Source organism: Pseudomonas sp. ICMP 561 (assembly GCF_002699985.1).
Taxonomy (GTDB): domain Bacteria; phylum Pseudomonadota; class Gammaproteobacteria; order Pseudomonadales; family Pseudomonadaceae; genus Aquipseudomonas; species Aquipseudomonas quasicaspiana.
Genome location: NZ_LKBT01000045.1, coordinates 86488 through 107915, shown reverse-complemented (window position 1 = coordinate 107915; position 21428 = coordinate 86488). Strand labels below are relative to the sequence as shown.

At 56.3% G+C, this 21428-nt stretch carries 20 protein-coding genes and 1 pseudogene; 9 read left to right on the top strand and 12 right to left on the bottom strand.

The annotated features are described in order from the left end of the window. Positions 1–91 precede the first annotated feature (91 nt). Both rhlB and AO242_RS22490 read right to left on the bottom strand, forming a co-directional pair. A pseudogene (gene rhlB / locus AO242_RS22495) lies at positions 92–1372 on the bottom strand (ATP-dependent RNA helicase RhlB); the annotation flags it as partial. A gap of 575 nt (positions 1373–1947) precedes the next feature. After that, positions 1948–2604 (bottom strand): alpha/beta hydrolase, encoded by a 657-nt coding sequence (locus tag AO242_RS22490; protein WP_099270413.1) that lies wholly within the window; start codon positions 2602–2604, stop codon positions 1948–1950. Positions 2605–3084: 480 nt separating this feature from the next. Here AO242_RS22490 and AO242_RS22485 point away from each other — a divergent pair, with 480 nt between their 5' ends. The 4 genes from AO242_RS22485 to AO242_RS22470 all read left to right on the top strand — a co-directional run bounded on the left by AO242_RS22485 (position 3085) and on the right by AO242_RS22470 (position 7248). Next, positions 3085–4113, top strand: a complete 1029-nt coding sequence (locus AO242_RS22485; RefSeq protein ID WP_027900709.1) for an amino acid ABC transporter substrate-binding protein — start codon at positions 3085–3087, stop codon at positions 4111–4113. A gap of 70 nt (positions 4114–4183) precedes the next feature. Then, a complete protein-coding gene (locus AO242_RS22480) occupies positions 4184–5365 on the top strand; it encodes an amino acid ABC transporter permease (protein ID WP_027900710.1) in 1182 nt (393 codons plus the stop codon). Between the two features lie 10 nt (positions 5366–5375). Further along, on the top strand, positions 5376–6473 hold the full coding sequence (locus AO242_RS22475) for an amino acid ABC transporter permease (protein WP_027900711.1): 1098 nt from the start codon (positions 5376–5378) through the stop codon (positions 6471–6473). A 10-nt stretch (positions 6474–6483) separates the two neighbouring features. Next, on the top strand, positions 6484–7248 hold the full coding sequence (locus tag AO242_RS22470) for an amino acid ABC transporter ATP-binding protein (RefSeq protein ID WP_027900712.1): 765 nt from the start codon (positions 6484–6486) through the stop codon (positions 7246–7248). A gap of 313 nt (positions 7249–7561) precedes the next feature. On the opposite strand, the gene AO242_RS22465 is transcribed toward AO242_RS22470, so the two are convergent. The 4 genes from AO242_RS22465 to AO242_RS30280 form a co-directional block, all read right to left on the bottom strand. Further along, positions 7562–8242: a hypothetical protein gene (locus tag AO242_RS22465; protein ID WP_099270412.1), complete on the bottom strand. Its 681-nt coding sequence runs from the start codon at positions 8240–8242 to the stop codon at positions 7562–7564. A gap of 164 nt (positions 8243–8406) precedes the next feature. Next, on the bottom strand, positions 8407–9111 hold the full coding sequence (locus AO242_RS22460) for a DUF4225 domain-containing protein (protein WP_099270411.1): 705 nt from the start codon (positions 9109–9111) through the stop codon (positions 8407–8409). Then, positions 9111–9593: an Hcp family type VI secretion system effector gene (locus AO242_RS22455; protein ID WP_099270410.1), complete on the bottom strand. Its 483-nt coding sequence runs from the start codon at positions 9591–9593 to the stop codon at positions 9111–9113. The genes AO242_RS22460 and AO242_RS22455 overlap by 1 nt, the downstream gene beginning before the upstream one ends. Positions 9594–9768: 175 nt before the next feature. After that, positions 9769–9897, bottom strand: coding sequence for a DUF6124 family protein (locus AO242_RS30280; protein WP_373562248.1), 129 nt, complete (start codon positions 9895–9897; stop codon positions 9769–9771). Positions 9898–10402: 505 nt separating this feature from the next. Here AO242_RS30280 and AO242_RS22440 point away from each other — a divergent pair. From AO242_RS22440 to AO242_RS22420, 4 genes are all read left to right on the top strand, one after another. Further along, positions 10403–11629: an MFS transporter gene (locus AO242_RS22440; RefSeq protein ID WP_099270409.1), complete on the top strand. Its 1227-nt coding sequence runs from the start codon at positions 10403–10405 to the stop codon at positions 11627–11629. A 79-nt stretch (positions 11630–11708) separates the two neighbouring features. Continuing rightward, entirely contained in the window at positions 11709–12194 is a 486-nt protein-coding gene (locus AO242_RS22435; protein WP_099270594.1) for a nuclear transport factor 2 family protein, read from the top strand. A gap of 44 nt (positions 12195–12238) precedes the next feature. Next, positions 12239–12550: a GIY-YIG nuclease family protein gene (locus AO242_RS22430; RefSeq protein WP_099270408.1), complete on the top strand. Its 312-nt coding sequence runs from the start codon at positions 12239–12241 to the stop codon at positions 12548–12550. A 316-nt stretch (positions 12551–12866) separates the two neighbouring features. Further along, entirely contained in the window at positions 12867–13799 is a 933-nt protein-coding gene (locus AO242_RS22420) for a glutathione S-transferase family protein (protein ID WP_099270407.1), read from the top strand. A gap of 178 nt (positions 13800–13977) precedes the next feature. On the opposite strand, the gene AO242_RS22415 is transcribed toward AO242_RS22420, so the two are convergent. Then, a complete protein-coding gene (locus AO242_RS22415) occupies positions 13978–14328 on the bottom strand; it encodes a glutaredoxin family protein (protein ID WP_099270406.1) in 351 nt (116 codons plus the stop codon). 12 nt (positions 14329–14340) lie between these two features. Next, positions 14341–15342 carry a nucleoid-associated protein YejK gene (gene yejK, locus AO242_RS22410; RefSeq protein WP_027900722.1) on the bottom strand — a complete coding sequence of 334 codons (1002 nt, stop codon included), beginning with the start codon at positions 15340–15342 and terminating at the stop codon, positions 14341–14343. A 405-nt stretch (positions 15343–15747) separates the two neighbouring features. Here yejK and AO242_RS22405 point away from each other — a divergent pair, with 405 nt between their 5' ends. Next, a complete protein-coding gene (locus AO242_RS22405; protein ID WP_027900723.1) occupies positions 15748–16029 on the top strand; it encodes an HU family DNA-binding protein in 282 nt (93 codons plus the stop codon). A gap of 174 nt (positions 16030–16203) precedes the next feature. On the opposite strand, the gene rlmF is transcribed toward AO242_RS22405, so the two are convergent. The 4 genes from rlmF to AO242_RS22380 form a co-directional block, all read right to left on the bottom strand. Next, a complete protein-coding gene (gene rlmF, locus AO242_RS22395) occupies positions 16204–17220 on the bottom strand; it encodes a 23S rRNA (adenine(1618)-N(6))-methyltransferase RlmF (protein ID WP_373562245.1) in 1017 nt (338 codons plus the stop codon). A 170-nt stretch (positions 17221–17390) separates the two neighbouring features. Continuing rightward, the gene (locus AO242_RS22390) at positions 17391–20237 is read right to left on the bottom strand and encodes a valine--tRNA ligase (protein ID WP_099270405.1); all 2847 of its coding nucleotides are present in this window, start codon (positions 20235–20237) and stop codon (positions 17391–17393) included. Positions 20238–20446: 209 nt separating this feature from the next. After that, positions 20447–20878, bottom strand: coding sequence for a DNA polymerase III subunit chi (locus AO242_RS22385; protein WP_099270404.1), 432 nt, complete (start codon positions 20876–20878; stop codon positions 20447–20449). Positions 20879–20885: 7 nt separating this feature from the next. Beyond that, the gene (locus AO242_RS22380) at positions 20886–21314 is read right to left on the bottom strand and encodes a DNA polymerase III subunit chi (RefSeq protein ID WP_099270403.1); all 429 of its coding nucleotides are present in this window, start codon (positions 21312–21314) and stop codon (positions 20886–20888) included. Between the last annotated feature and the right edge of the window lie 114 nt (positions 21315–21428).

Here is a 21428-nt window from a genome sequence, read left to right as displayed (position 1 = left end):
TTGTCATGGTCTGTGAAGATTTAGCGGCTGGGCTGGCCCCCTCCCGGCTAAAGCCGGTCCTACGGGTAGCGGGCCGCCCCAATAGGTTTATTTAAACCGGCTGTGCTGGCTTACGCACTACCGCACGCAACAACTCGGTCGGCGGTGTTTCGCAGCTGATCTTGCGACCCAGCTTCTCTTCAATCGCAGGCAATTGATAAGAATCATCTTCACCGGCGAAGCTGATCGAAACACCTGCTGCACCCGCCCGGCCTGTACGGCCAATGCGGTGTACGTAGTCATCCGGCACTTCCGGCAGGGTGAAGTTGATCACATGACTGATACCGTCGATATGAATCCCGCGACCGGCGACATCGGTGGCAACCAGTACGCGAATCTTGCCTTCGCGGAAGCCTTCCAGCGTTTTGATGCGTTTGTGTTGTGGCACATCACCTGACAACTGCGCGGCGTTCACGCCATCACGTACCAGTCGTTCTTCGATACGACGTACTTCGTCCTTGCGGTTGGCAAACACCATGACGCGTTCCCAGCCGTTGTCGGTGACCAGGTTGTAGAGCAACTTGTATTTATCGGCACCGGCGACCGCGTAGATATGCTGCTCAACGTTCTCACTGGCGACCTGCTCGGCTTCGATTTCAACGATGGCCGGTTCGGTTGTCCATTGTTTGGCGAGGTTCATCACGTCTTCAGTGAACGTGGCGGAGAACAGCAGGGTCTGGCGTTCGCCCTTGTGCGGCGTCTGGCGAATGATCGAGCGCACCTGTGGGATGAAGCCCATGTCGAGCATGCGGTCGGCTTCGTCGAGGACCATCACTTCGACCATGTCCAGATGCACTTCGCCGCGCTGGTTGAAGTCCAGCAAACGGCCAGGGGTGGCGACCAGAATGTCGCAATGGCGCGCTTCGAGCTGCTTGAGCTGTTTGTCGAAGTCCATCCCGCCCACAAACGTCATGACGTTCAGGTCGGTGTACTTGGTCAGGTCAGCAGCGTCCTTGGCGATCTGCACCACCAGCTCCCGGGTCGGGGCGATGATCAGTGCGCGAGGTTCGCCCATATAGCGCTCTTTGGGCGGCGGTGTCTGAGTCAACTGCGAGATGATCGAGATAAGGAACGCTGCGGTCTTTCCGGTACCGGTCTGCGCGCGGCCGATGGCGTCCTGACCCTTGAGGGTGAAGCCCAGTACCTGTGCCTGAATCGGCGTGCAGTAAGGGAAACCGAGGTCTTGAATCGCGTGCATCAATTCTGGGGCGAGGGCGAAATCGTGAAAGCGGGTTTTGCCTTCCTGAGGTTCGACGACGAAATCTTCGAGTTTCCAGGGAATAACGACCGGCTTGGGCGCACGTTCGCGACGTGGGCGCTCGGGTTTGGGGGGGGCGACGACGGCAAGGTCTGCCGTTTCAGCCAGTGCACTCGGCTCTTTATCGTCTGCACGGGGTTGGGCAGGTGCCTTGGCTGCAGCGCTGCGATCCCTTGAGTGGCCTTCAGTCTTGCTTTGCGGCGCAGGGGAAGGAGTAACAGGGCCAGCAGCGAGCGGCTCAGCCTCGCTTTTACCGAACATCTTTTTAAGTGCTTTGAGCACGGTCATCTCATCAGTTGGTTAAGGAATGTACGCCCAGCAGTGTAAAGCAAGAATCGGGCGCGGCGTAGTGTCATGCCAAACGGGCTACATATGCCCAAATTTGTGGGGCCGGCTTTAACCGGGAGGGCGGAGTCTCTGACCAGGCAGGCCCTGCGTCTCACCAACAACCTGGCTCTTATAAAACAACAAATAACTATCTGATTTTGAATGCTTTTTACTGTAGGAGCGCGCTTGCCCGCGATTGCGTCAGCATAGGCGATAGTTTCATCGACTGATGGACCGAATCGCGGGCAAGCGCGCTCCCACAGGTCCCGTTTGCCGTGAGACAGCGTGCCGCTCCCAGGGATTTGCGCCCCACAAGCTCCTGATCAGCTGAGCTTGTCGATCAGCCAGGCACGAATGTCAGAAATCTCCTGCGGTAACACTTGGTGTTCCATTGGGTATTCCTGCCATGTGACGGTTACGCCTTGAGCCTTCAAACACTCATAAGCGGCCAGCCCCATGGATTTCTGGACCACATTGTCGAATGTGCCATGCAAGCAGCACACCGGAATGCGTTTCTGGCTATCCGAAAGCTGTAACTGATCGCCAAATGTCGGTGCGTAAGTGGAGAGGGCAAGTACCCCACCCAATGGACCCTGCCAGCGCTTGAAGGCTGTATGCAGCACCACTGCGCCACCTTGGGAAAAACCTGCGAGGAAGATTCGCGCCGGGTCGATTCCGCTGTTGCGTTGGCCTTCTACAAGGTCCAGAACGGTCTGCGCAGAAACCTCCAATTGGTCGTGATCGATAGCGCGGGCGGGGCTCATGGCCCTGATGTCGTACCAGCTCGGCATCTCATAGCCGCCGTTGATCGTCACGGCCTGAGTCGGCGCCTGAGGCAGGATGAAGCGGGTAGTAAGCAGCGATTCCTGAAGTGCTTCAGCGACCGGCATGAAGTCATAACGATCTGCGCCAAGGCCATGCAGCCAGATGACGCAGGCGTCTGGAGTGTTAACAGGTTCGAGAATCAGAGGGTTGGTCATGAGTGCTCTATCCGGGTGCGCTCGCTCTTTTGCAGTGCGTTAATGCGGTGCGCGTGTTGTTAAAAATGAAAGAAGATGTCGCAAGGTTACAAGTTTTTCTCTTGACCTGTCGCTAATTCGACATCGCCACCATGCTGGTACGGCGTTTGCTATGAAAAACCGGGGAGTGAAGCGCTTACCTCGTTCGGTAACACTATTGTGCTATTACCGAGACTCAACGGGGGCAAGCACGGAGTCCATGCATCAGGATTCACGGCACGGTTCATCCTGTACCGGATTGGTTCAGGAACATCATGGGGCTTGAATCCTGTAGGCCGTCTAAGATCAAGAGGCGAGCGATGAGATGATCTCAAGCTCGGCTCGTGAACTGGCCTGAAAGTCGGATGACCCAAAAATAAGCCAGCACGGGTCGTCAATGCCTCACAAGGGTGCGACGGGATTGAAGCGCCTAAACAACAAAGAGCAAAACTGGAGGTTTGAATGAAGATGTTGAAATCCACCCTGGCTGTAGTAGCCGCCGCAGCAGCACTCGGCGTGAGCAGTTTTGCTCAGGCAGGCGCAACACTGGACGCCATTCAGAAGAAAGGCTTTGTACAGTGCGGCGTCAGCGATGGCCTGCCAGGTTTCTCCGTTCCTGATGCTACCGGCAAGATCACCGGTATCGACGCCGACGTCTGCCGCGCTGTTGCTGCTGCCGTTTTCGGTGACGCCACCAAAGTAAAATTCAGCCAGTTGAACGCCAAAGAGCGTTTCACCGCGCTGCAATCGGGCGAGATCGACATTCTGTCGCGTAACACCACCTGGACCAGCTCCCGCGATTCGGGCATGGGTCTGGTTTTCGCCGGTGTGACTTACTACGACGGCATCGGCTTCCTGGTAAACAACAAGCTGGGCGTCAAAAGCGCCAAGGAACTGGATGGCGCAACCATCTGTATCCAGGCTGGTACTACCACCGAACTTAACGTTTCCGACTACTTCCGTTCGAACGGTCTGAAATACACCCCGATCACTTTCGACACCTCTGACGAAAGCGCCAAGTCCCTGGAAGGCGGCCGTTGCGACGTGCTGACCTCTGACCAGTCTCAGCTGTACGCACAGCGCAGCAAACTGGCCAGCCCGGCTGACTACGTGGTTCTGCCAGAAGTGATCTCGAAAGAGCCACTGGGCCCAGTCGTACGTAAAGGCGACGAAGAGTGGTTCTCCATTGTGAAATGGACCCTGTTCGCAATGCTCAACGCCGAAGAAGCCAAAGTGACTTCGAAAAACGTTGAAGCTGAAGCCAAGTCCACCAAGAACCCTGACGTTGCCCGTATGTTGGGTGCTGATGGCGCTTACGGTGCCGACCTGAAACTGCCGAAAGACTGGGTAGTGCAGATCGTCAAACAAGTCGGTAACTACGGCGAAGTGTTTGAACGCAACCTGGGCGAATCGACCCCGCTGAAAATCAAGCGCGGCCAGAACGCTCTGTGGAATGCCGGCGGCATCCAGTACGCTCCACCAATTCGTTGATTGACCCGACGCCCGACAGCCTTCACCGGCTGTCGGGCGTCGTTTTGTTTCATTTTTCCTGGGGCACTTCATGGAAAAGCAAATCGTCGCACCCAAGCAAAAGCTCTCCTTGAGCGACCCAAAAGTGCGCGCGTGGTTATTTCAGATCATTACCGTACTGGCGGTGGTCTCGTTGGGCTGGTTCATGTTCGACAACACCCAGACCAACCTCCAGCACCGTGGTATTACCTCGGGTTTTGGATTTCTTGAACGCAGTGCCGGGTTTGGCATTGCGCAGCATTTGATCGATTACACGGAAGCGGACAGCTATGCCCGGGTGTTTGTCATCGGCTTGCTTAATACGCTGCTGGTGTCGGTCATCGGTATTTTCCTGGCCACAATCCTGGGCTTCATCATCGGCGTTGCACGCTTGTCACCGAACTGGATGATCAGCAAGCTCGCAACCGTCTACGTGGAAGTCTTCCGTAACATCCCGCCGCTGTTGCAGATCCTGTTCTGGTACACCGCTGTGTTCCTGACCCTGCCGGGTCCGAGACAAGCGCACGGTTACTTCGACATGTTCTTTATCAGCAGCCGCGGTTTGAACATGCCAAGCGCCGTCGCCGCGGAAGGTGCCTGGCCATTCGTGACCAGCATCATCGTGGCTATCGTCGCTATCGTGGCGATGACCCGTTGGGCCAACAAGCGCTTTGAAGCCACCGGCGAGCCGTTCCACAAGTTCTGGGCTGGTCTGGCGCTGTTTCTGGGTATTCCGGCTCTGAGCATGCTGATTTTCGGTGCTCCGGTGCATTGGGAAGTGCCAGAACTCAAAGGCTTCAACTTTGTTGGCGGCTGGGTACTGATTCCTGAGCTGATTTCTCTGACCCTGGCCCTGACGGTCTACACCGCAGCGTTCATCGCGGAAATCGTGCGTTCGGGTATCAAGTCGGTCAGCCACGGTCAGACGGAAGCAGCTCGCTCCCTGGGTCTGCGCCCTGGGCCGACCCTGCGCAAGGTCATCATCCCGCAGGCGCTGCGTGTGATCATCCCGCCATTGACCAGCCAATACCTGAACCTGGCGAAGAACTCCTCGCTGGCGGCCGCTATTGGTTACCCGGAAATGGTTTCGTTGTTTGCCGGTACCGTGCTTAACCAGACCGGTCAGGCCATCGAAGTTATTGCCATCACCATGAGCGTGTACCTGGCGATCAGTATCAGCATTTCCCTGCTGATGAACTGGTACAACAAGCGCATTGCGCTGATCGAGCGGTGAGGAAACGCGCATGACTACTCATACTTTCAAACCTGACATGCCACCACCGGGCAAAGTATTTGGCCCGGTAGCGTGGATGCGGCAGAACCTGTTCTCCAGCTGGATCAACACGCTGCTGACCTTGTTCTCGCTGTACCTGATTTACCTGGTTGTTCCGCCGATCCTCAGTTGGGCTTTGCTGGACGCCAACTGGATCGGTACCACACGGGCTGACTGCACCAAGGACGGCGCGTGCTGGGTGTTTATCCAACAGCGCTTCGGCCAGTTCATGTACGGCTACTTCCCGAACGAGCTGCGCTGGAGGGTAGACCTGACTGCCATTCTGGCAATCGTCGGTGCGGCACCGCTGTTTATCTCGAAGTTTCCGCGTAAAGCGATTTACGCCATCGGCTTCCTGATTGTTTACCCGATTGTTGCTTTCTACCTGCTGAGCGGCGGCGCGTTTGGTCTGACCCACGTGGCCACCAGCCAGTGGGGCGGCCTGATGTTGACGCTGGTAATTGCCACCGTCGGTATCGCCGGTGCATTGCCTCTGGGTATTTTGCTGGCGCTGGGTCGTCGTTCCAACATGCCTGCGGTGCGCGTGGTGTGTGTGACGTTCATCGAGTTCTGGCGCGGCGTGCCGTTGATCACCGTGCTGTTCATGTCGTCGGTGATGTTGCCGCTGTTCATGCCGGAAGGGATGAACTTCGACAAGCTGCTGCGGGCGTTGATTGGCGTGATCCTGTTCCAGTCGGCGTACATCGCTGAAGTGGTTCGGGGTGGCATGCAGGCAATCCCTAAAGGTCAGTACGAAGCTGCCGCGGCCATGGGCCTCGGTTACTGGCGCAGCATGGGCCTGGTGATTCTGCCGCAGGCGTTGAAGATGGTTATTCCCGGCATCGTCAACACCTTCATTGCCCTGTTCAAAGACACCAGTCTGGTGATCATTATCGGCCTGTTCGACCTGCTTAACAGCGTCAAGCAAGCCACCGCCGACCCGTCGTGGTTGGGTATGGCCACCGAGGGCTATGTCTTCGCAGCCCTGGTGTTCTGGATCTTCTGTTTCGGTATGTCCCGCTATTCCATGCACTTGGAACGTAAGCTGGACACAGGCCACAAGCGTTAGGAGTTTTGACATGAGTGAAGTTATCACCAAGCCTCTGGGCGCCGAAGGCATGATCCGGATGGAAGGCGTCCACAAGTGGTACGGCCAGTTCCATGTGCTCAAGGACATCAACCTGAACGTGCGTCAGGGCGAGCGTATCGTGTTGTGCGGCCCTTCGGGCTCGGGCAAATCCACGACCATTCGTTGCCTGAACCGTCTGGAAGAGCACCAGCAGGGCAAGATCATCGTCGATGGCACCGAACTGACCTCGGACCTGAAGCAGATCGAAACCATCCGCCGCGAAGTCGGCATGGTGTTCCAGCACTTCAACCTGTTCCCGCACCTGACCATTCTGCAGAACTGCACACTGGCCCCGATGTGGGTCCGCAAGATGCCGAAGAAAAAGGCCGAAGAAATCGCCATGCACTACCTGGAGCGCGTACGCATTCCGGAGCAGGCGCATAAATTCCCGGGCCAGCTTTCCGGCGGTCAGCAACAGCGTGTGGCGATTGCCCGTGCCCTGTGCATGAAGCCGAAAATCATGCTGTTCGACGAGCCGACCTCGGCACTCGACCCGGAAATGGTGAAAGAGGTTCTGGACACCATGGTAGGCCTGGCAGAAGAAGGCATGACCATGCTCTGCGTAACCCACGAAATGGGCTTCGCCCGCACCGTGGCCAACCGCGTGATCTTCATGGACAAAGGCGAAATCGTCGAACAGGCTGCGCCGAACGACTTCTTCGACAATCCACAGAGTGACCGTACGCGTCTGTTCCTGAGCCAGATCCTGCATTGATTGGTTGAGTGATGGACTGAGAAACCCGGACGTTGAGTTCGGGTTTTTTTATGGGGATTGGGAAGGCTGGAATTGCTGTTCCACGGGTAGGAGCGAACTTGTTCGCGAGGCAGTTTGTCTGGTAACACTGATCTCAGAGGTGTTCACCGATCTCTTCAGCCGTCTTATTGGTCTGGTGCGTTGTTTTAGACATAGAGTGTCAGCAGATAGAATAAGTGGCAGCCAAAGATGAAAAGTAGGTTAAATGTCAGGCTGGTCATGATTTTTTATTCTTCGCTCGTCTGAAAGTGCCTTGATAAGTGAAGCGGAAAAGTTACTTTAACTTTTTCATTTCTGATTTTCTCTTGAAGTCATGATGAATAACTGTCCCGAAAAGCCACAGAACCAAGAAAAATATATAGATTATCGCTTTTGCGAGATTTCGCCATGGTGACGTTTGGACGTCGAAATCGGTAAGCCTATCAAGTAAAACTATTGCCATGGTGGCGCAGTAGATAGTAATAACCAGCAAAATCCAATTCGGTTGTAAGCCTCGTAATATGTTCCGGAGTTTTTTGCCAGCTGGGTTTAATACGCGATGTTGTTCTTTTAAAAATTTAGGGCTGTAACGCCTCACTCTATGATATTTGTACGTGATGTAGGTTCCAGTTGCTACTAAAATCAAATATAAAGTCGCTCCCAAGAATATACGTGTAGGCATGTCTACCGATTCGGTAGGGATTACTTGGATTAGGAGGGCGCCAATCATCACGGCGTAGAAAGCGGACGTCGCCAGTATAATTGTCGTCCATTTTGCGAAAAAAAGGCCTCGATTTATAGTGATGTCAAGTAAAGTCATGAAGCTGTTGCTGAATGCTAATGAGGGAGTTGTGTCGTGGAAAGCTTTGGCGTCGAGCATGCCAATATGACGGCAGTGAAAAAAAGAAAAGACAAGGCCTAAAAAAACTATCCAGGAATTTTCGAAAGTTTCTATTAGCGGGAATTTTCCTACCATGAAAAAATTCATCTGTACCAGCGCTAATGTAATGTTGTAAATAAAACCCAACTTGAACAGGAGTCCGCGGTGACGAGCTTTTGATATGTATCCTGATAGCAGGAGTGAGGGTAGGAAGCACGCTATGCTTAGGCATAAATAGCTTAGGTGTTGAAGTGTTGAACTCATTTTGTTTTTTGCCACTCGTCTAGCATGCTTTTCGTCGTAATTGTGCCGGCCGCAGCATCAATTCCCAGTACTGTCTTAGAGGATTCCTTGTATGCCCTAACGTAGTCACTATCGATATGTCGAAATAAACGCCACGCGTCCTTTTTTACTGTAAGTCTGTATGCGCCGAATACAGATAATCCGACGTCGACAGCTCCATAAGCAATATTTCCTGCGGTCTTGCTTCCGCTAAAATATTCAGAGATCGCTTGATAAGGGACTCGACCCCAGCCCTCAGTGTCAGATCTTCCTTCAAGCAAATTATTGCCATTTTCATATAGGTTATTCAAGCCGTGTCCGATGACTATAGCGGCGGGTGCGCACATCCACCCAATTGAGCCGACACATATCCCTACACCTCCTGTGACTTGAAGTCCGCCAGCGATTAGCCCAATACTTTGGGTAGCAATTCGTACTGACTGATCCTTCAAACTCTCCTGCTCACCCTCCAGCGCCTTCACTCCCTCCGCAACACTCTTCCTCCCACCCTCAACATCCCGAACAATCCCCTGCGCGTAATACGCCACTTCCCGATTAAATTGCAGCCGCAACATACCGTCCTGAATATGCTGCATGCTCAACGTGCAAGCGTGATTCGTCAGCGCTACAGCCGCCTGCTTAAGCTGCTTATTCTCGGAAGTGTTCGATTTGGGTTCTGCCATCAGGACTCGCCCCAATAGCTATAACCACTTGTCCCTGCGGCGTGGTGGGTCCAACTGATGTCGCCGTAGCGGATGGCGAGTTGTTCGACCGGTTCGGCGTCGTTATCCAGGGTGACGTGAGGCGTCTGGACAATCAGATTTTCGATGACGGCTTCCGTGATCTCGACGGTGTAGAACTTCTCCTGACTGCCATTGGGTGTGGTGCGATAGAAATCGATCTTGCAGGTAATGGATTCCCGTTGCGCCAAGGCTTGGGCCAACAACGGAGAAGACTTGTCGATGTTCTTGGTAATGACCACGGGCATGTGCGTGGCGCGGTCGATGTTCGCGACGTTGGCCATTTGGTGCGTGTAGGACAGCACCATGATTTCGTTCTGGTGTGCTTCCTGGCATTTATTACCCATGGACTCAGGGGTCGAACAGCCTGCGGAGATATCGCCCTGTTCCTTGCCCTTGATGGTCATGTAGATGGGATGAGCCATGGAGTGATCGCCTGAAATAAATGGGCGATCAGTTTATGGATGGGAGATTCAGGGTTATGTAGGGCGTTTCTGTGATTGTTGAAGGGCTTTGCGCGATTGTGGATTCTTGTAGGAGCTGCCGAAGGCTGCGAAAGGGTTGTTTCAGGCAGACCGCGATCGCAGCCTTCGGCAGCTCCTACAAAGGATTCTCGTTATTGAGCAGGGATTTCTCCACCGCCCCACAGGCCATATCAATCAAGTGCACCACCGAAAACGCCAGGTCACGTTTGCTGCCGCTCAGTTGGTCGGCGGATTCATAGGCAATCGAAGGGTGGCGGCTGTGCAGCAGGTTAGTAGACCGGACAATAGGAAAACCGGCGCACCCGAAGGTGCCCTGCGCACAGCCACCGTAAAGGTGAACACCTGTGCGCCTATTGGTCCGGGTTACTAAACCCGATCGCTGATGTGCTGCGACGGAGGCAGCCTAGTGAGACGGATTTGCAGGCGCAAGTGAGGGACAAGTTTCTCGGAAAGGTCTGGCAGGGGGAAGGGATCAGGTCTGGCAAATGTGTTGCGGCAAGTGCATGTAAAGCAGAATCAGGGCTGCGCAGATGTTCGGTCAAGCGTAAACCTGTTGGAGCGAGGCTCGCCCGCGAAGAACGAAGACCCGGTATCCCTGAATGACCTCATTGACAGGTTCGCGGGCAAGCCTCGCTCCAACAGGCTTGAACTGTATTCAACCCGAGCGAAACTTGTATTCGTTGCTGTTCTCCAACACGATGCACCTTTTTGGCGCTCTGCGCCGTTTCACTACCTGCCCTGAGAAAACAATGACGACCAAGGCGCCATCGGCGAGCTCGACCCCGCAAAACCCTTCCTCTGTACTGAATCGGCCATGGCTGTTGCTGCTCGGGCTGGTGCTGGTGGCGCTTAACCTGCGTCCGGCGCTGGCGAGTATGGCGCCGCTGCTCAGCAGTGTTTCCAGCAGCCTGGGGCTCTCATCCGCTTCGGCGGGGCTGCTGACCACTCTGCCGGTGTTGTGTCTTGGGTTGTTCGCGCCGCTGGCCCCGCGATTGGCGCGCCGCTTTGGCAGTGAGCAGGTGGTGTTGGGGATTTTACTGACCTTGGCCGCCGGTATCTTGTTGCGTAGCCTGTTCGGTGAAGTCGGATTGTTTGCGGGCAGTGTTCTGGCTGGCGCGAGCATCGGTGTGATTGGCGTGCTGCTGCCGGGTATCGTTAAACGCGACTTCCCCAAACAGGCCGGTACGATGACCGGCGTCTACACCATGGCCTTGTGTCTGGGCGCAGCCTTGGCGGCAGGTTCGACGGTACCCCTGACTCAATATTTCGGCGATGACTGGACCATCGGCCTGGGCTTCTGGATGATTCCAGCATTGTTGGCGGCACTGATCTGGTGGCCCCAGGCACGGCAGAAGCACGATGTGAATCAGGTGACTTATCGCGTGCGTGGCCTGTTGCGTGATCGCCTGGCCTGGCAAATCACCCTTTACATGGGCCTGCAGTCCTCGCTGGCTTACATCGTCTTTGGCTGGTTGCCTTCCGTGTTGATCGGCCGGGGCATGAGCCCGACGGATGCCGGGTTAATGATGTCCGGGTCGATCATGGTCCAGTTGATCAGCGCCTTGACCGCGCCTTGGCTGGCGACTCGCGGCAAAGATCAGCGATTGGGTGTGCTGGTGGTCATGTCCATGTCGCTGGCCGGATTATTTGGGTGTTTATACGCACCGATCAATAGCCTGTGGGGCTGGGCAATTTTGCTTGGGTTGGGCCAGGGTGGTGCCTTCAGTATCGCGCTGACGCTGATCGTGTTGCGATCCCGCGATTCCCATGTTGCGTCGAACCTGTCGGGCATGGCGCAGGGCATTGGTTACACCATCGCTTCCATCGGTCCCTTTGCTGTAGGCGTCGTGCATGACGTTACTGGTGGTTGGGATTCCATCGGCTGGATCTTCGCGGTGCTCGGCTTGTCGGCGATCATTGCGGGGCTTGGTGCCGGACGAGCGCTTTATGTGCAGGTCAGCAGCGAAAAAGTCTGACTCCAGGCTTATGCCCATGGCAAAACCAGCGATTGCCGCTTATCGTGCAGGCACCTTTTGCTCCAACGGACCTGCATGCATGAGCGACGAAGACAAACGCCTGATCAATAACGCGCTGATTACCCGCTTTTACGAGGCCTTCAATCGCCTGGATGCCGAGGCGATGGCTGCGTGTTACACCGATGACGTGCTGTTCAGCGATCCAGTCTTTGGCGAGTTGCGCGGCCAGCAGGCTTGCGACATGTGGCGCATGCTCACCTCGCGGGCCAAGGACTTTTCCCTGACCTTCGATAGCGTCCGCGCTGATGAACGCAGCGGCGCAGCGCACTGGATTGCCACGTATCTGTTTAGTCAGACCGGCAATACCGTGGTCAACGACATTCAGGCGCGCTTCGTGTTTCGCGACGGCAAGATCGCGGAGCATCATGATCAATTTGACCTGTGGCGCTGGTCTCGACAGGCCTTGGGCACCAAAGGCCTGTTGCTCGGCTGGACGCCGTTTGTAAAGAACGCTATCCGCGCTCAGGCGCAGAAGGGCCTGAAGGCGTTTCAGGCCGGACGTTAAGCCTCTGATAGAATCGCGGCTTTCGCACCATTTGATCTGTTGCCATGCCTGAAGCCTTGTCCTCATCCGTCAACGAGACACCCGAACCAGCGGTCAGCAAACCCTGGTTCGTGTACTTGGTGCGCGCTGAAAACGGCTCGTTGTACTGCGGCATCAGCGACGATCCGCAGCGCCGTTTTGCAGCCCATCAGAGTGGCAAAGGTGCACGCTACTTTTATTCCAGCCCGGCGGTGGCACTTGTTTATGTTGAGCAGTGCGTCAGTAAGGGGGAGGCGTTGCGCCAGGAGCGGTTGATCAAGAAATTGAGGAAGAGTGCGAAGGAGTGTCTGGTGGCGGGGTATTGCCCTGCGCCTTGACCATAATTCTCCGGACTTACGTAATCTGTAGGAGTGAGCTTGCTCGCGATAGCAGTGCATCAGATAAATGATGGGTGTCTGACCCACTGCTATCGCGAGCAAGCTCACTCCTACAGATTTATATCTTTTCAGGCACTCCAGCTGGAGGTTACGACAGCGGTTGTCTGACACATAGCTGTTCGCAGCCTTCGGCAGCTCCTACAGAAACCTGCGTCTCCGATCAATCGCTGTGATGATTTGCCATCATTGTTGTCGGGTAGGCTCGCTGCCTGTACCCGGTTAAGCTGCTGACTTACCTACCGTTGGAAAGCCAGCCATGACCGACATCATCCTGCACCATTACCCCACCTCGCTGTTCGCTGAAAAAGCCCGTCTGATCCTGGGGTTCAAAGGCCTGTCCTGGCGCTCCGTCACTGTCCCTTCGATCATGCCAAAACCCGATCTGACGGCGCTGACCGGTGGTTATCGCAAAACTCCGGTGCTACAGATCGGCGCTGATATCTACTGCGACACGGCATTGATGGCCCGTCGTCTGGAACAGGAAAAAGCCTCGCCTGCGTTTTTCCCGGAAGGTCAGGAGTTCACGGTCGCCAGCTTTGCAGCGTGGGCCGACTCAGTAATGTTCATGCACGCCGTGAGCCTGGTGTTCCAGCCTGAGTCGCTGGCGGTACGTTTCGCCAAAGTGCCGCCTGAAGGAGTGAAAGCCTTCGTCGCTGATCGCGCTGCGTTGTTCCAGGGCGGCAGTGCAACTCGTTTGCCCGTCGAGCAGGCCAAACACCAATGGCCAACGCTGATGTCCCGGCTGGAGCAGCAACTTGAGCGCAATGGCGACTTCCTGTTTGGTGCACCTTCGATTGCCGACTTCTCTGTTGCCCATACCCTGTGGTTCCTCAAACAAACCCCTGTGACTGCGCCGTTTGTCGATGATTACCCTGAAGTGGCGGCCTGGCTGGCTCGGGTTCTGGGCTTCGGTCATGGCGCGCCAAGCGAGTTGAGCCCGGCTGAGGCGGTTGAGATCGCTTTGAACGCGACGCCTGCTGCGTTGCCGGATGAGCAGTTTGTTGATCTCAATGGCTTCAAGGCCGGTGATCAAGTGTCCATTTCAGCTGTTGATTACGGCGTGGATCCGGTTGAAGGCGAGCTAGTCTTCAGTGGTCGCGAAGAGTTAATCCTTCGCCGTGAAGACGAGCGGGCGGGTGTGGTGCATGTGCACTTTCCGCGGTTTGGATTTCGAATCGAGAAGGGCTGAGAGAGCCAGGCTATGATCTATCTATGGGAGCGAGGCTTGCCCGCGATGCAGGCACCTCGGAAATAAAGTAGACCGCGTCGACTTTATCGCGGGCAAGCCTCGCTCCCACAGGACACACTGATGACTTGGGCCAACATGGAATCTCTCACAGGGATTGTTTAGCCTTGGATTTCCGCAATCACTTCAAGGCTGCCAATATAGCCTCTTCGCTGAAGCCTCTGATGATCGTGCCATTCACATCAATCAACGGGATGCCACGCCCACCCAGCGCTTCATAAGCCTTGCGGCCTTCGTCTGACTTCTCGATGTCGTACTCCTTGTACGGAATTCCCTTGCTGTCGAGAAAACGTCGGGTCTGTTTGCAATAGCCGCACCACTCGGTCGCGTACATCACTACTCGGGCTTGCGCCTGGGTCTGCGCAGGGATGGCGTCCGAGGGGTTGAAGAAGTGCTCGATCTTGCCCCAGTTCTGATAAACCACTACGACCAGAATGATCAGAGCGAACTTCTTAAGGGTGCGTAGCAACATGCTCGTTTGTCCTCAGCGGCGCTTGAGCTGATCAGTCAGTTGCGTTGGCAGACCTTTGATGATCAACGTACCGGCGGCTTCGTCGTATTCGATCTTGTCGCCCAGCAGGTGCGCTTCAAAGCTGATCGACAGGCCTTCTGCGCGGCCGGTGAAGCGGCGGAACTGGTTGAGGGTGCGCTTATCCGCAGGAATCTCTGGCGACAGGCCGTAGTCCTTGTTGCGGATGTGATCGTAGAAAGCACGCGGGCGTTCTTCATCGATCAGGCCGGAGAGTTCTTCCAGACCCATGGGCTCACCCATTTTGCTCTGGCTGCTGGCGTAGTCGACCAGGGTCTTGGTTTTCTCCCGGGCGGAATCTTCCGGCAGGTCCTCGCTTTCGACGAAGTCGCTGAAGGCCTTGAGCAGGGTGCGGGTTTCGCCGGGGCCGTCGACGCCTTCCTGGCAGCCGATAAAGTCGCGGAAGTATTCAGAGACCTTCTTGCCGTTCTTGCCCTTGATGAACGAGATGTACTGCTTGGACATCTTGTTGTTCTGCCACTCGGACACATTGATCCGTGCAGCCAGGTGCAGTTGACCAAGGTCCAGATGGCGCGAAGGGGTCACGTCGAGGGTTTCGCTCACGGCCACGCCCTCACTGTGGTGCAGCAGGGCGATGACCAGGTAATCCGTCATGCCTTGTTGATAGTGAGCAAACAGCACGTGGCCGCCGACGGACAGGTTGGATTCTTCCATCAACTTTTGCAGGTGTTCTACTGCGACCCGGCTAAATGCCGTGAAATCTTTGCCGCCGTCCATGTACTCCTTCAGCCAGCCGCTGAACGGATGCGCGCCAGACTCGGCGTGGAAGAATCCCCAAGCCTTGCCTTGTTTGGCGTTATAGCTTTCGTTGAGGTCGGCCAGCATATTCTCGATGGCTTGAGACTCAGCGAGTTCGGAGTCGCGTGCGTGGAGAACTGCGGGCGTGCCGTCGGGTTTTTTGTCGATCAGGTGGACGATGCAATGACGGATCGGCATGGGTTTCTCGGCTGGTTGTGAGCGGAATACTGACGAGCGGTGCTGCTCGATTTACGGCACGCAGTGTAACGCACCCGAGACGTGAAACGAGGCTGTACCCCTTGGTTTTAGCTCTCATGGGGTGTCCGAACCGCTTTTTTTCGGTTCAAACGGGAGAAACCTGTCCAAACGGGTAGGTTAGTGCGGATATTTGCTCGGCTCTGTGCTAGTTTTGCCCCGTCTTGCGCAGCATAGCGCGCCAAGCACCGCAGTTTGTGTGCGTTTGGGCCGAACCAATGCCCGGTTTCAGTATCTACACTTCGCGATTAATCGTGGCTGCTACTGGAGGGTCGGGTTCATGATCCGGCTCCAGGCCGACGCTGCACTCTGCAATCCAAATGAATTTGATAGGGAAGGAACACCACCATGGCTCTGACTAAAGACCAATTGATCGCCGATATCGCAGAAGCTATCGACGCGCCAAAAACCACCGCGCGTAATGCTCTTGAGCAATTGGGCCAAATTGTTGCCGACCAACTGGAAAACGGCGCTGAAATCACTCTGCCGGGCATCGGCAAACTGAAAGTAGCCGAGCGTCCAGCTCGCACTGGCCGCAACCCTTCGACTGGCGCTGCCATCGAAATCGCTGCCAAGAAAGTCATCAAGTTCGTACCAGCTAAAGTGCTGAACGACTCGATCAACAAGTAAGCACACGCTTGCTGTTGAAAAAGCCGTGCACCGGTTAACCGGGCACGGCTTTTTTGTGTCTGTTCGCCTCGGGTCTCGTTGGAGCGAGGCTTGCCCGCGAATCAGACGACTCGGTGCAACATGCAAACCGCGTCATCGTTCTTCGCGGGCAAGCCTCGCTCCAACAGGGCCCGTTTACACCCAGCGCTCCAGCCGCCACGCCTCCTGTTTAGCCTTATCATGAAACGTCCACGCCACGAAGCGGCTTTGCTTCTGACCCTGACCCATCTCGACCACCTGACTCTCGAACACACCGACTTTCTTCAGCGTGCTTTGAATCATCGGCAGGTTCGACGCTTTTGAAACCAGCGTGCTGAACCACAACACCTGTTTAGCAGCTTGGGTGCTTTCTTTGATCAGTTGCGTGACGAAGCCGATTTCGCCGCCTTCACACCACAACTCCTGCGATTGCCCGCCGAAGTTGAGTACCGGAAGTTTTCGTTTCGGGTCCGCCTTGCCCAACGCCCGCCATTTACGCTGGCTGCCGCGCTGTGCTTCTTCCAGAGACGAGTGGAAGGGCGGGTTGCAGAGGCTCACGTCGAAGCGTTCATCGTCGCTCAGCAGGCCCAGCAGGATCTGATTGCGATTGGTTTGCTGACGCAGGCTGATGGCTTTGCTCAGGTTGTTGGACTTGATGATCGCAGTGGCAGCTGCAACGGCGGTGGTGTCGATTTCCGAGCCCAGGAATTGCCAGCCATAGTCGCTATGACCGATCAGTGGATAGACGCAGTTGGCGCCTGTGCCGACGTCCAGTGCCTTGATCGAGGCACCGCGTGGGATAACGCCTTCGTTGCGCTCAGCCAGCAGGTCGGCGAGGAAGTGCAGGTAGTCGGCGCGGCCCGGAATCGGCGGGCACAGGTAGTCGGCCGGGATATCCCAGTGGGCGATGCCGTAAAACGACTTGAGTAGCGCCCGGTTGAACACGCGTACGGCGGCCGGGTTGGCGAAGTCGATGCTTTCCTTGCCATACGGATTGGTGATCAGAAACTGACCCAGTTCCGGGCTGCTTTTGATCAGCTTGGGAAAGTCGTAATGGCCTTGATGGCGATTGCGTGGGTGCAAGGTGGCCTTTTCACGGGGCTCGGCAGGTTTGCCTGGCTGCGCCGGTTTAGGCTTTTTGCGGGGTGGTTTTGAGGTGTTCGGGATGGTCATGCCGATGAGGTCTCGTTGAAACGCAAAACCCTGTAGGAGTGAGCTTGCTCGCGATAGCGGTATGTCAGGCACTAATCATGTGAATGACAGACCGCTATCGCGAGCAAGCTCACTCCTACAGGGTTTGAATAAATCAGCCAGCCTTGGGGAAGGCTGGCTGACTGGTTTATTTACAAACTCGCAATCCGCGCATGCTGCTCGGCCAGCTTGCCAAGAGCCTGTTCGGCTTCGGCCATCTTCGCGCGTTCCTTGGCGATGACTTCCGGCGGGGCCTTGTCCACAAAGGCAGCGTTGGACAGCTTGCCGCCGACCCGTTGCACTTCGCCTTGCAGACGCAGGATTTCCTTGTCCAGACGCGCCAGCTCGGCGTCTTTGTCGATCAGACCTGCCATTGGCACCAGCACTTCCATTTCACCCACCAGACCGGTAGCCGACAGCGGTGCTTCTGCGCCTGCTTCCAGTACGGTGATGGATTCCAGCTTGGCCAGTTTCTTCAGCAGGTAATCGTTCTCCTGCAGGCGACGCAGGTCTTCGGCGTTGACGTTCTTGAGGAACAGTTGCAACGGCTTGCCCGGACCGATGTTCATTTCGCCACGGATGTTACGGGTGGCGAGCATCAGGCCCTTGAGCCATTCGATGTCGTCTTCGGCGGCTTGATCGATGCGCGCTTCATTGGCCACTGGCCAAGGCTGCAGCATGATGGTTTTGCCTTCTGCACCGGCCAGCGGCGCGAGGCGCTGCCAGATTTCTTCGGTGATGAACGGCATGAACGGATGCGCCAGACGCAGCGCAACTTCCAGCACGCGAACCAGCGTACGGCGGGTGCCACGCTGACGTTCAACCGGGGCATTCTCGTCCCACAGCACCGGCTTGGACAGTTCCAGATACCAGTCGCAGTACTGGTTCCAGATGAACTCGTACAGCGCCTGAGCCGCGAGGTCGAAACGGAATTGATCCAGTTGACGGGTCACTTCGGCTTCGGTGCGCTGCAGTTGCGAGATGATCCAGCGATCAGCCAGGGACAGTTCGACTTCTTCGCCGTTCTGGCCACAGTCTTCGCCTTTGTCCAGCACGTAGCGCGCGGCGTTCCAGATCTTGTTGCAGAAGTTGCGATAGCCTTCAACGCGGCCCATGTCGAACTTGATGTCGCGACCAGTGGACGCCAGCGAGCAGAAGGTGAAGCGCAGGGCGTCGGTGCCGTAGCTGGCGATGCCGTCAGCGAACTCGTCGCGGGTCTGCTTTTCAATCTTCTTCGCCAGTTTCGGCTGCATCATGCCGGAGGTGCGTTTCTGCACCAGGTCTTCCAGCTCGATACCGTCGATGATGTCCAGCGGGTCCAGGACGTTGCCCTTGGACTTGGACATCTTCTGGCCCTGGCCATCTCGGACCAGACCGTGCACATACACCGTCTTGAACGGCACTTGCGGCGTGCCGTCTTCGTCTTTCACCAGATGCATGGTGAGCATGATCATCCGGGCAACCCAGAAGAAAATGATGTCGAAGCCAGTAACCAGTACGTCGGTGGAGTGGAAGGTTTCCAGCGCTTTGGTCTTTTCCGGCCAGCCTAGGGTGGAGAAGGTCCACAAGCCCGAACTGAACCAGGTGTCGAGTACGTCGTTGTCCTGTTGCAGCGCAACGTCGGGGCCCAGGTTGTTCTTGGCACGTACTTCGGCTTCATCGCGACCGACGTATACCTTGCCGGACTCGTCGTACCAGGCCGGGATGCGGTGGCCCCACCAGAGTTGACGGCTGATGCACCAGTCCTGGATGTCACGCATCCACGAGAAATACATGTTTTCGTACTGCTTGGGCACGAAGGCGATGCGGCCATCTTCAACTGCAGCGATAGCCGGTTCAGCCAAAGGCTTGGTAGACACGTACCACTGGTCAGTCAGCCACGGCTCGATGATGGTGCCGGAGCGGTCGCCTTTCGGGACTTTCAGGGCGTGATCGTCGACGCTGACCAGCAGTCCGGCGGCGTCGAATGCAGCAACGATCTGCTTGCGCGCTTCGAAACGGTCAAGACCTGCGTATTCGGCGGGCAGGGTTCCGTCTACGGTTTCGTTCAGGGTGCCGTCGAGGTTGAACACCTGAGCGGCGGCCAGCACGCTGGCGTTCTTGTCGAAGATATTCAGCAGCGGCAGGTTGTGGCGCTTGCCGACTTCGTAGTCGTTGAAATCGTGGGCCGGGGTGATTTTCACGCAGCCGGTGCCGAATTCCGGGTCGCAGTATTCATCCGCAATGATCGGGATGCGGCGGCCAACCAGCGGCAGCTCAACGAACTTGCCGATCAGCGCTCTGTAACGCTCGTCTTCCGGGTTAACGGCAACGGCGGCATCACCGAGCATGGTTTCCGGACGCGTGGTGGCAACGATCAGGTAATCCAGGCCGTCAGCGGTTTTCGCGCCGTCAGCCAGTGGATAACGCAGGTTCCACAGGAAGCCCTTCTCGTCGTGGTTCTCCACTTCCAGATCGGAAATAGCGGTGTGCAGTTTGGTGTCCCAGTTGACCAGACGCTTGCCGCGGTAGATCAGACCGTCTTCGTGCAGACGCACAAAGGCTTCTTTAACCGCGTCCGACAGGCCGTCGTCCATAGTGAAGCGCTCACGGCTCCAGTCAACGGACGAGCCCAGGCGGCGGATCTGACGGCTGATGTTGCCGCCGGACTGATCTTTCCATTCCCAGATTTTCTCCAGGAATTTATCGCGGCCCAGATCGTGACGGTTCAGGCCTTGCGCTTCGATCTGACGCTCTACCAGCATCTGCGTGGCGATACCGGCATGGTCGGTGCCCGGCTGCCACAGGGTGTTGCGACCCTGCATGCGGCGGAAACGGATCAAGGCGTCCATGATCGCGTTATTGAAACCATGGCCCATGTGCAGGCTGCCGGTGACGTTCGGCGGCGGGATCATGATGGTGTACGAGTCACCAGCGCCTTGAGGGGCGAAGTAATTCTCGGATTCCCAGGTTTGATACCAGGAAGTTTCAATAGCGTGCGGCTGGTAGGTCTTGTCCATGCGCGGCGGGAACCTATTGCTGTAATTCGGGAAAGCCGACAAGTATAGCGGGGATGAACGGCTGGGCGTAGAGCGGGGCGATGATTAGCCACAGGAGGGACAAAGATCTCGTAGGACCGGCTTTAGCCGGGAGGGCGATATTCCTTACGCAACAGATGCTGCGAATGTACCAATGTCCTCCCGGCTGAAGCCGGTCCTACGGAGTTCCGTTAATTCTGATACTGGCTCAGCAACCGCTCCATCCGCGCTTCAAGACGGCGTTTGATTTCCGTCTCGATGTGCGGCGCGAAGTCGTCGATGACGTCCTGCATGATCAACTGGGCGGCGGCACGCATCTCCGAGTCCAGATGCAACAGAGCATCTTCTTTGGATCTTGCCTGCGCCGGAGCAGCAGTCACGGGCGTTTCGACGGGTTGTGCGACAGGCTCAGGTGTCAGGGTTGGAATATCGGCCTCATCTTCATCGCCGAAATCCAGTTCCTGGTGCAGTGCCGGTTTTGCGCCCACCACATCGAACAGCAAAGGGATCTGCCCTTCGCCATGAGTGGGCGGTTGCTGTGAATCATCGCCGAGCAGTTGGCGGATCGACTCGAGGTCGTCCAGCAAGTGGGCGGAGTTTTTCAGAGGGTTTGAATTATCCATCGTGTGCTCAAAGCCGCTGTAGTCGGTGATCTTGCAGAGGATAGCCCTGTTCACGATAGAAACGAAAACTCTCTCGTGCGGCCAGTCGTATGGCGGGGTCTTCCACCACTATTTCCGCCACTCGGGCGAAACGTTTGAAAAATTCGGGGATGCGCAGGTCCAGATTGACCAGCAGATCCTGATGTTGCCCCGGGTCTTCTCCCAGGCCCAGCACCACTGGCGCGACCTGATCGTCTTCAGCGTCACCGTGGGGAATAAAAGTTTCGCCCTTGAAGCGCCATAGCCTGGCGTCCAGGTCTTCACGCTGCGCGGCATCGCTGCAGTGCAGGTAAATCCGATGGCCCATTCGCCAGGCTTTCTCCGTGAGCTTGCAGGCGAAGTCCAGACGTGCCGAAGGATCGGGACTGGGGAGAATGTAGAAATCGACTTGTGTCATGTAGGTTCCAGGTCGCGGGGCGCTTGTCAAACATCACATGAAACGCAGTTTCCGGTAGGAGCGAACTTGTTCGCGAGGCGTAATAAATGCGTTTGCAGGTCTGTCGCCTCGCGA